This is a genomic window from Bartonella sp. AC535YNZD, assembly GCF_042196625.1.
Lineage (GTDB): Bacteria > Pseudomonadota > Alphaproteobacteria > Rhizobiales > Rhizobiaceae > Bartonella.
In genome coordinates, this window is sequence record NZ_JBHIQP010000078.1 from 1 (window position 1) to 715 (window position 715).

The 715-nt window shown below is 44.9% G+C and carries 1 protein-coding gene; it reads left to right on the forward strand.

Translation table 11 applies throughout. From position 1 onward, the window contains the following. Positions 1–71: 71 nt before the first annotated feature. Positions 72–715 (forward strand): phage tail protein (locus ACFIM8_RS09260; RefSeq protein WP_375614848.1); only part of this gene is annotated, 644 nt, incomplete at its 3' end.

The window sequence follows — 715 nt, forward strand, 5'->3', positions numbered from 1 at the left end:
AGTTCCGGTGTCAGTGAGACACGTCCGATTAATATGAGTGTTGTGTTTGCGATCAAGACGTGAGGTTCAAGATGTCGACGATTTATGATTGGTCGCTTAGAGCGGCGGATAATACGCGTTGTGATGCTTCAATTAATTGGTCAGAAGGGCAGCATCCTAGCAGTGTGAAGAAGAGCGCCCGTGTGATGATGCAACGCGTAAAGGAATACTTGTCAGACACGGGTGGAGAGCTTGAAGGCATTGTTACAAATGATCATGTCCAACAAACGAGTGTGATAAGGCTTGCAAGCACTTCACAGTTTTTAGAGTATAAGAATGGTATCGTTTTGCGCTTTATGGCGACGGGCAGGAATGTTGGGGCGACAACGATTGTCTTGAATGATTTAGCTGGCAAGCCGGTTTATAAAGCAACAGAATTAGGGGTTAGTCCTTTGTTGGGAGGAGAAATCCAAGAAGGGTGTATTTATACATTGGTGTCTCGTGGAGATAGTTGGCATCTTGTTAATCCTACCTCTATTCCTTTGGAAGAAGAAAGCAGTCTTTATCCCACGGGTTTTATAGGAACGTTTGGAATGCGCGGGATTCCAAAGGATTGGTTAATTTGCGATGGGAAGGCTTATTTGCGTCGTGACTATCGCGATTTATTTGAGACGATAGGCACGGTTTGGGGAGAAGGGGATAGTGTAACGACATTTAATGTTCCGGATTTTCGAGG